The sequence below is a fragment of the Sulfitobacter sp. HI0027 genome, from assembly GCF_001634775.1.
In the GTDB taxonomy this organism is placed as follows: Bacteria; Pseudomonadota; Alphaproteobacteria; order Rhodobacterales; family Rhodobacteraceae; genus Sulfitobacter.
Map to the genome: position 1 here is coordinate 1 of NZ_LWER01000224.1, position 1,034 is coordinate 1,034.

General features: G+C 55.9%; 2 protein-coding genes. Both read left to right on the plus strand.

Annotated elements, in window-relative coordinates; translation table 11 throughout:
- Positions 1 to 442, plus strand: a 442-nt coding sequence (locus A3722_RS14200) for a GDP-mannose 4,6-dehydratase (protein ID WP_150120493.1), incomplete at its 5' end; no start/stop codon positions are given.
- Between the two features lie 304 nt (positions 443 to 746).
- On the plus strand, positions 747 to 1,034 hold a 288-nt coding region (locus tag A3722_RS14205), incomplete at its 3' end, for a sugar nucleotide-binding protein (protein WP_150120494.1).

Consider the following 1,034-nt stretch of genomic DNA (forward strand, 5'->3'; position numbering starts at 1 on the left):
GAACGCGTTGGCAGGCAAGCCCCTACCAATCTACGGTGACGGTTCGAACATCCGCGACTGGCTTTTTGTCGAGGACCATGCCGATGCGCTACTGCTGGTACTTGAGAAAGGCGCGCTCGGTCGAAGCTACAATATCGGTGGCGAAAACGAACGAACGAACATGGAACTGGTGAAGACCCTCTGCGCCATTCTCGATGAACTGCGCCCGACTGGGAGGGGATCCTATGCCGACCAGATTACCTTTGTGACTGACCGTCCCGGCCATGACGCGCGCTATGCTATCGATCCGAGCCGAATCCGTGATGAGCTAGGCTGGCGGCCATCGGTAACCGTTGAAGAAGGGCTACGGAGCACTGTGGAATGGTATCTTGCTAACGAACCCTGGTGGCGTGCGCTTCAGGGCCGGGAAGGCATTGGTGAGCGGCTGGGGAAAGCGAGTTGAATTCCGCTCATTCATATTACAGGCAAGCTTGTAATCTCTCACTATACTCCTCAGTACTTGCGGAGCTTGTCGAGGATTGTTTTGGTAGGCACTTCAGAATGCCAAGCGCTCTGTACCGAATGTTTGTGAAGCAACCTGAACCGGAGTAACAGATCAATAATGCGCTCCAGAGTATCGAGATCACTGCTCAGGCAAGCGCACTAATCGCTGACATCTACGCAACGGATATCGGACGATATGAAGGTGCGTCTCAACCGGACAGACTAGCAGAGATAGGCACCACAGCACCAAAAGGGAGTTGGACATGACCCTCCTCGTCTTCGGAAAAACTGGGCAGGTCGCAAGGGAACTGCAGGCACGGGCGGATGTGCTGGCGCTTGACCGTGACCAGGCAGATCTATTGGACCCCTCCGGCTGCGCCGCTACGATCCGGGCTGAAAGACCCGCTGTCGTGATCAATGCCGCCGCTTACACCGCTGTTGATCAAGCCGAAACTGAGGAAGACCTCGCGACAATCATCAACGGTGAAGCCCCTGCGGCAATGGCGAGGGCTTGCGCTGATCTGGAGATCCCCTTCATCCACATTTCCACC